At 63.2% G+C, this 7,696-nt stretch carries 6 protein-coding genes and 1 pseudogene; 2 read left to right on the top strand and 5 right to left on the bottom strand.

Annotated elements, in window-relative coordinates; genetic code table 11:
• Nucleotides 1-716: 716 nt before the first annotated feature.
• Together VKS22_17525 and VKS22_17520 are read right to left on the bottom strand one after the other, a co-directional pair.
• Nucleotides 717-902: pseudogene (locus VKS22_17525) on the bottom strand (tyrosine-type recombinase/integrase).
• Between the two features lie 59 nt (nucleotides 903-961).
• Nucleotides 962-1,702 carry an isoprenylcysteine carboxylmethyltransferase family protein gene (locus tag VKS22_17520; GenBank protein ID HLW72407.1) on the bottom strand — a complete coding sequence of 247 codons (741 nt, stop codon included), beginning with the start codon at nucleotides 1,700-1,702 and terminating at the stop codon, nucleotides 962-964.
• Nucleotides 1,703-1,840: 138 nt separating this feature from the next.
• Here VKS22_17520 and VKS22_17515 point away from each other — a divergent pair, with 138 nt between their 5' ends.
• The gene (locus VKS22_17515) at nucleotides 1,841-2,122 is read left to right on the top strand and encodes a hypothetical protein (protein ID HLW72406.1); all 282 of its coding nucleotides are present in this window, start codon (nucleotides 1,841-1,843) and stop codon (nucleotides 2,120-2,122) included.
• Between the two features lie 15 nt (nucleotides 2,123-2,137).
• Here the strand turns inward: VKS22_17515 and VKS22_17510 are convergent, their stop codons facing one another.
• The 3 genes from VKS22_17510 to VKS22_17500 are packed head-to-tail and all read right to left on the bottom strand — an operon-like array spanning nucleotide 2,138 to nucleotide 6,921.
• Nucleotides 2,138-3,328: a DegT/DnrJ/EryC1/StrS aminotransferase family protein gene (locus VKS22_17510; protein HLW72405.1), complete on the bottom strand. Its 1,191-nt coding sequence runs from the start codon at nucleotides 3,326-3,328 to the stop codon at nucleotides 2,138-2,140.
• A gap of 54 nt (nucleotides 3,329-3,382) precedes the next feature.
• Complete coding sequence (locus tag VKS22_17505) at nucleotides 3,383-4,690, bottom strand: L,D-transpeptidase family protein (GenBank protein HLW72404.1); 1,308 nt, start codon at nucleotides 4,688-4,690, stop codon at nucleotides 3,383-3,385.
• A gap of 35 nt (nucleotides 4,691-4,725) precedes the next feature.
• Nucleotides 4,726-6,921, bottom strand: coding sequence for a UvrD-helicase domain-containing protein (locus tag VKS22_17500; protein HLW72403.1), 2,196 nt, complete (start codon nucleotides 6,919-6,921; stop codon nucleotides 4,726-4,728).
• Between the two features lie 145 nt (nucleotides 6,922-7,066).
• Between VKS22_17500 and VKS22_17495 the strand changes: the two genes are divergently transcribed.
• The gene (locus VKS22_17495) at nucleotides 7,067-7,666 is read left to right on the top strand and encodes an RlmE family RNA methyltransferase (protein ID HLW72402.1); all 600 of its coding nucleotides are present in this window, start codon (nucleotides 7,067-7,069) and stop codon (nucleotides 7,664-7,666) included.
• Nucleotides 7,667-7,696 lie beyond the last annotated feature (30 nt).

Raw genomic sequence — 7,696 nt, 5'->3', positions numbered from 1 at the left:
GCTTTCCCTGCTCCTCCATCCCTGCTATCGCTTTCCATGGCGTCATCCTCCGGCACCCGCCGCCTAGCGGGTGTGAGTTGTGGCTCAACTCGCCGGATCTTGACGCCTTTTCACTTTTCCACCAACTTCCCGACACTACCCCGGTCGTTCGGGAAACTTACCAAGACCCGGCCACTGGTAGGCATTTGGAAGCGCCTCCACCCACGTCGTCTTCTCTTTCCCAGCCTCACCCACCGACAGAGAGAACAGCAGACCCTCCTCTGACAGGCGAAGTCTCCCTACGATTGTTATCTTTGTTCGTGCCACCCGCCGTTTTTCAGCTAGCCCCTCAGAGAGTAGTCATATAAAATCAGTTTCTTCTTCGTTTCAAATCTCAGTCTCGAAACACCCCTTTAAAACGAGCCATCGGCTACGCGATTTTGAAATTCAGACGTGCACACGTCGTGAAGCTGATAAACGCGAGCGGAGCTTGAGAGGTTGCCAGGCTTGTTCTCGAAACGGCACGAGCGACCTTCGATCACAGCATAGGTGAATTGTTCCCGCGCTGGCTCTATAAATCGCTCACATATTGGGCATTTATATTGCGTCATATTCAGCTTTTTATACCAGAGCCGAGGGCAACTTTCCGCACCGTTCGGACGGCTAAACCTCTCGACAAAAAGATGGAACCGGGGCGGTTGCCGTTTAAATCCCAATCCGCTCCACCTCGCCCACACTCACGTCATCGTTGCGCGCCGGTCGTAAAGGCCGGTCGTCTTGGCGTTCGAGTGACTGGCCATGCGCTGCGCGACCTCGATGCGCCCGCCGTTCGTCAGATAGTCCGTAATGCCGGTGGCGCGAAAGGTGTGGCTGCCAATCGCGGTTTCAATTCCGGCATCGGCAGCACGGCGGCGCACCATGTACCAGACATCCGTGTAACGAAAAAATTTTCAGTGCCAAAGCACCCTCCCTCGCGGCCGCGCTACCAGACCCGCGGAATCAATCGATACGGGACCGTGCGGCAGTAGTCGTCGTAGCCCGCAAGCTCCGCCGAGAGCGCCCGCTCCTCGTCGAGGATTCGCGCGACCAGAAGCGGGCACGCGAGCGCCGCCACCAGCAGTCCCCACCAGGAGCCCAGCGCGAGCGGCATCGCGAAAATCATCAGCAGGGCGCCCGCGTACATCGGATGGCGCACGTACGCGTACGGCCCGGTCGAGACCACGTGCTGCCCGGCCTCGATCGTGATCGTCGAAGCCGCGAAGTTGTTTTCACGCATCACCAGAATGAAAAACCCGAACATCGCCACGATGACCAGATTCGCGAGAATCACAATCGCGCCGGGCACGTGAGACCAGCCGAACCGATAGTCCAGCCCGGGCACGATCGCCAGCGTCACGAACATCACAAACAGCAGCGCGACGATCAGCTTTTGGCGTGGCCGCGACTCCGCCTGCGGGCCGACCCGCATCCGCCGCGCGAGCAGCGCACGATCGTGCTGGATCAGATAGACTCCGGTCGCGCTCGAAGAGCCGAGAAACGCCAGCCAGAAAACCCATCCCTGCCAGTAGTGAATTGTTCCCGCCGCAACAAAAGTCAGCGCCACCGGAATCAGCAGCACCCCAGTTTGCGCCGCCGCTCTCATTGCAAATGACTTCATCGCGCGATGCTCGGATTTGACGCCGGAGCCGAGAAACCCGGCGCCACCGGTCACCAGTGTTCGCACTTCCGCGCTACCTCGCAGGCAAGTCTATTGGATCGCGCCAACTCGCGGAAGTTGTTCCGCTAACCGCTGCGCGCGGCGCCGGTTTCTGCTTTGTCTGTGCTGACGTGATTATGAAACTCTTGTGCGGCGGAGCAGGAGGTGATCGAACTTCAGGTCGCCTGTTCGCGACTCGATCCGCAGAAGAAAATCTATGTGCAGGATCAGATTCGCGAATCAACCGACAAGGTCTGGGCGATGCTCGAGCAGGGCGCGATCGTTTACGTCTGCGGCGACGCCAGCCGCATGGCGCCTGCGGTTCATCAGACGTTCGCTGAGATCCATGCCGAGAAGCAGAATGTTTCCGCCGACACCGCCGAGAGCTGGCTCGATCGCCTCGCCGCCGAGGGCCGCTATCTAGTGGATGTCTGGTCGGCCGCCTGAGTGACGCTAGGTTCCTTAGCGGCGATGGTCGCGCGCGAGGGTGCGGACATTTTCGATTACGTAGGCGACGTCGTCGTCGGCCATCAGCGGAAAGATCGGTAGCGAAAAGCAGCGACTATAGACGTCCTCCGCGATCGGAAAATCTCCAGTGCGATAACCGTACTGGCGCTGGTAATAGTCCATCGTGTTGAGCGGAATGCAATGGACCGACGTGCCGATTCCGCGCTCGCGCAGCAATTCGACGAAGCGGTTGCGGCCAATCGTCAGCCGCTCGGGCCGGATACGAATCACGTACAGATGCCACGCATGTTCGACGCCGGCTTCTGTAATCGGAATCTCGAGCGACGGTTCGTCGCCGAAAGCTTCGTTGTAAAGTCGTGCGATCATGCGGCGACGGCCGGTGAGCTCGCCCGCGCGCCGCAACTGCGCGAGACCAACCGCCGCGTGGATGTCCGATAGATTGTACTTGAAGCCCATCTCGTGGATCTCGTAGAACCACGAGCCGCTCGAGTCGTAGCGTTTCCAGGCGTCGCGATCCATCCCATGCAGGCTGGCGACGGCGATTTTCGCGGCGAGCGCGTCATCCTCAGTCGTGATCATCCCGCCTTCGCCGCACGTGATGTTCTTGGTTGCGTAGAAGCTGAAGCAGGTCAGATCGCCGGTCGTGCCGATCTTCGTCATGCCGCGACCGTCCATCTGGCGCGCTGAATCGACCGCATGCGCGGCGTCCTCGACGACCCTCAGATTCTGGCGACGCGCGAGCGCCATGATTCGATCCATGTCGCAAGCCTGCCCGGCGAAATGCACGGGCATGATCGCCTTGATCTTGTACTCCGTGTCGCTCGCGATCGCCGCGGCAATGCGCTCAGGGTCGATATTGAAGGTCGCCGGATCGATATCGACGAAGACCGGACGCGCGCCGAGATAACCCATCACTTCGGCGGTCGCGGTGAAGGTGAATGGCGTCGTGACGATCGCGTCGCCGGGACGGATACCGATCGCGAAGAGCGCCAAATGCAGCGCACCGGTGCCGTGGGCCACTGCGAGCGCGTTGCGCGCCCCGACGTAGGCGGCAAACTCCTGCTCGAAGCGCTTGGCCTTGGGGCCCGTGGTAATCCATCCGGAGCGCAACGCCTCGATCACCTCGCGCTCTTCGTCCGGACCCATCGCCGGGCGATGAAACGGAATTTGCCGCTTCGCCTTCATCGAGTTCCTGCCTGCTGTGACCGAATGGAGCGCGCGCGGACGCCCGCTGATGGATCACTCAACCGAATTATCGTTGGTTACGTGCGTCGGCAGAGGCTGCCAGTCGCGATCGTGCGAGGCGGCGTCCGGCGCCGCCGCCGGTGTGGTATCCGCGTCATCCTCACTACCGGGTGCGCCACTGCTCTCGTCGTCGCTAGTTGCTGCCGGGGCTGACGTGGCACTCTCACCAGCGTCCGGACTGTCAGGCGGGGAATCCGTCGTCAGACTGACGCTTGAGGGCATCGATTCCGCGCCTGACGGTATCGACGCGCCACCCGCGGTCTCAGTGCCCGCAGCCGGCGCGACCCCCGGCGACGGTGCGCCGCCCGGTGAAACATCCGTCGGCAGCCCGCTCTTGGCCTCGACCGCCGCCTGCAGTTTTTGCATATCGACGCTGTTTTCAAGGCCGAGCCGCGCCACTTCATGCGAGGCGTGATTCCACAAGCCCGGATAGACCCCGTACAAATCGTCGTGGACTTCGACGTAAAGCTGCGCACCGCGCCAGCCGAACTTGATCGGCTGATAGACAAAACGCCCCGGCGTCCCCACCGGCGTCATCCCGAAAAGTTGTTGGATATTTTCGGGGTAGAGCCGGATACAGCCGTGGCTCACGTTCATCCCGACGCCCCACGGCACATCAGTCCCGTGGATACCGTATTCGGGCAGGCTCAACACCAGCTTGTAATGACCGAGCGGGTTGTCGGGATCGCCGCCCGGAACGACGTGATCAGCCTCGCCGTCGCGCTCGAGATGCTCCTCGTAGATGTCCTTTGGAACCACCCAGGTCGGATTGACCAGCTTGCCGGTGACACGCCACGAGCCCACCGGCGTTTTCCAGTCAAAACGGCCGAGTCCGACCGGAAAAGTATAAACCACGCGCGCTGGGGCGCTGTACGACGCCGTTTTGAGCCTCCCGCGATGCCGCACGACGGTCGGAGGATAGAAATAGTAGATGCGCATCTCCGGGATATTCATCACGATCCCGCTGCGCGGCCCCTCGGGTAAAATGCGCTCGGTCGGCAAGATGATCTCGCGGCCGGCCGGCGGCGCCCACCAATCGAGATGGCCGTTGGCGTCAGAGATTTCACGCGCTGAAAGTCCGTACCAGCGCCCGATATCGAGCAGCGTATCGCCCTTGGTGATGGTGAAATTAACCGGGGAGCCGATAATGGCGTCGCGACCAGCAGGTAGCGGCGACGGCACCAGCCGGTGCGCATCGAACTCCGCCTCGCTCCAGACTCGCGCGACGGCCCGCGTGCTCCACGAAACCGCAATCGCCAACGCCGCGATCACGAACCATCGAGCGACCGGCCTGTGCGCCATCAGCGTCATCTGGAAAATTTTATAGTTATGGACGCCTAATCAGCAACGGGCCTTAAGTTGGCGAACTTCAGCACCAGCAGCTTGAGCCCGCTGCGCTCGAAGGCGACCCAGACCTTGGCGGCGTCGCCCCGTCCTTCGCGACGGCGCACCACGCCGCGGCCGAAAGTTACATGCTGAACGCGCGCCCCGATCGCGCACGGATCGCCGTCGTCACCGTTGCCCTCCGGGAGCTGGCTGTCAGTGTAATCGACGTAGGGTTCGCGCGAGGGCTGCCGCAGGCCCGTCTGCCGTTCGCCCCCTTGCCGCGGGCGCTCCGGCTCGATCCGCCGGATCAGGTTGCGATCGATTTCGCGCAGGAAGCGTGACGGCGTCGCCTCCTGCCGATTACCGTACAATTCGCGCGACAGCGCGTTCGTCAGATGCAGCAACTGCTGCGCCCGCGTCATGCCCACATAGCAGAGGCGGCGCTCCTCCTCGACCTCGCCGCCGTCGTCCTGAGAGCGCGAATGCGGAAACAGCCCCTCCTCCATCCCGGCGATAAAGACCACCGGATATTCGAGCCCTTTCGAGGTATGCAGCGTCATCAGCGACACGCGACCGCCCGCCGCCACGATCTGATCACTGTCGGCGAGTAGGGCGATCCGTTCAAGGAATTCGCCGAGCCCCGCCGCATTTCCTTCGGCATCGAAGGCGTCGGCCGCGGTCAGCATCTCGGCGACGTTCTGGCGCCTCGCGTCGGCGTCTTCAAGACCGCCGAGGTAAGTATCGAAGTCGCAGTGGGAGAGAATCTCCTCGAGAGTTTTGCGTACGCTGATGGTGCGGGAGCGTTCGGCCAGAGCGCGCATCCAGCCATAGAGCGCGCCTGCCTGCTTGGCAATCCGCAGTGCGACGCGGGATTCCACTTCTAGCCGTCCGAGCGCTTCAAACTCGTTGATACTCTCGCGCGCCGCGACCTCGCGGACGATCTCGATCGTTTTTGCGCCGATCCCGCGCGGCGGCGTCCCGACCATGCGCTCGAGGCTGAGCGCGTCGGCGGGATTCGCCAGCACTCGCAGATAGGCCAGCAGGTCTTTGATTTCGCGGCGATCGTAGAAGCGCAGCCCGCCGACAATCAGGTACGGAATCCGGCGCCGCACCAGCGCTTCTTCGAGCACCCGCGACTGCGCATTGACCCGGAAGAACACCACGACGTCGGCCGGGGCGAACTCACCTCCGATCAGGCGGCCGATTTCGCGCGCGATGTAGTCGGCCTCGTCGCGCTCGGTCAGTCCGGTGTAGTAGACCACCGGCTCGCCGTCCGGATTCTCCGTCCACAAGCGCTTGGGTTTGCGTTCGAGATTGTGCTCGATCACCGTCCCGGCCGCCGCCAGAATCGTCTTGGTCGAGCGATAGTTCTGTTCGAGCTTGATGATGCGGGCGGCGGGAAAGTCGCGCTCGAAATCGAGGATGTTGCGGATGTCTGCGCCGCGCCAGCGGTATATCGATTGATCTTCGTCGCCGACCACGCACAGATTCCCCTGCGGCGCCGAGAGCGCGCGCACCAGCAGATACTGCACCTGGTTGGTGTCCTGGTACTCGTCCACCAGCAGGTGCGCGGCGCGCTCCCGCCAGCGCTCGAGCGCTGCCGCGTCGGTCTCGAACAGCCGCCAGGTCTGAAGCAGCAGGTCGCCGAAATCGAGCGCGTTCATCGCCTGCAGCCGTTCCTGGTAGAGCGCATAGACCTGCGCCAGTATGCGCTCGCGAGGGTTCCCGGCGCGTTCCGCCAGTTGCGCCGGCAGCATCGCCTCATTCTTGGCCTGATCGATCCGCGCCCGCACCGCCTCGGGCGGCGGCGAATCCGCCAGCCGTGCATCTTCGAGCACGCGCCGGATCAGCGCCATCGTGTCGCCGTCGTCCAGGATCGAGAAGTTGCGATCATACCCAATCGACGCCGCGTCCTGCCGCAGAATTCGTGCGCAGGCTGAGTGAAACGTGCTCACCCATGGGAAGCGCGCGCCGCCGAGCAGGCTCGCTACCCGCTCGCGCATCTCGCGCGCCGCCTTGTTGGTGAAGGTCACCGCCAGCGTCTGCTCTGCGCTCGCCGCCCCGGTCGCGAGTTGATATGCGATGCGGCTGGTGAGCACGCGCGTCTTGCCCGAGCCGGCCCCCGCTACAATCAGCAGCGGACCGTCAGGCGCGAGCACCGCTTCACGCTGCGGGGGATTCAAATCGTCGAGATTAATCGATGGCATCGGGCGATTCGTGCGAGCTAAAGTACGGACTCTGGATGAAGCATCCGGGGATGCGGAATTAGCACGATAGCGGCTTGGCGCGCGGTCGGAAAGCCGCGACCGCGACGATGTTCACAAGTTTGATCTTCTAACCCGATTTTTCCCGATGGCGCGCTACGAACCCCACGACAAGTTCTACCGGCGCGCGCGCGAGCAGGGCCTGCCGTCGCGCGCCGCCTTCAAGCTCGAAGAGCTGCTGCGCCGCTTCCGGCTGGTGCATGATGGCGCCCGAGTGCTCGATCTCGGTTCCGCGCCCGGCGGCTGGCTAGCGATTCTGAGCACGGCGGTCGGTAACGCCGGCCGCGTCGTCGGCGTCGATCTCGCATCCTGCGCCCGCGTCGCCGCCAACGTTGTCACCCTCGTCGGCGATATCCGCGACGCCACGGTCGGTAACGCGGCGCGAGATGCGCTCGGCGGCCCGGCGCACGTCGTCACCAGCGATCTGTCGCCGAAACTCACCGGCATCCGCGAGCGCGATCAGGCGCAGAGCAGCGTCTTGATCGAAACCGCTGTCGCCGTCGCCGTCGCGACGCTGAAACCCGGCGGCGCGATGGTTGCGAAGCTCTTTATGGGTAGTGAGTTCGAATCTGTGCGTGCGCTCTTCGCGCAGGAGTTTGGCGCGCTCGAGGTGGTGCGCACCCGCGCCGGCCGCCCCGGCTCGGCCGAACTCTACGTCGTCGCGCGGCACTTCAAACGGGCCGGCTAGGCTGCCATTAGGCGGCGCGAGTCCGCAAAG

This window comes from Candidatus Binataceae bacterium, from assembly GCA_035308025.1.
In the GTDB taxonomy this organism is placed as follows: domain Bacteria; phylum Desulfobacterota; class Binatia; order Binatales; family Binataceae; genus JAJPHI01.
This window is presented reverse-complemented; position numbering and strand designations above follow the sequence as displayed.